We start from the raw sequence: 210 nt of genomic DNA, 5'->3' as shown, positions 1-210 counted from the left end.
TGACCCCGACTCTCACCGCGCACCTCGAAGCAGTGTTGGCGATGTGGGCAGCGCCCGGGATGAACAACCCCGCCGACCCCGATTCCCCCACCGGCAGTCGCGAAGATGCTGATCCCGACGCGTTGGCGGCCGCGGCAGCCCGCGATCACCGCGATCAAGTGCAACGCAACCACGACGCGTTGGAAGCAGTCCTGCGCGCCGGACTGGATG

General features: G+C 68.1%; 1 protein-coding gene. It reads left to right on the top strand.

The window, feature by feature from the left end; translation table 11 throughout:
* The coding region (locus tag B1964_RS29540) for a DUF222 domain-containing protein (RefSeq protein WP_139765975.1) at positions 1-210 on the top strand (210 nt) is incomplete at both ends.

This window comes from Gordonia sp. i37 (assembly GCF_002043085.1).
Lineage (GTDB): Bacteria > Actinomycetota > Actinomycetes > Mycobacteriales > Mycobacteriaceae > Gordonia > Gordonia polyisoprenivorans.
This window is presented reverse-complemented; position numbering and strand designations above follow the sequence as displayed.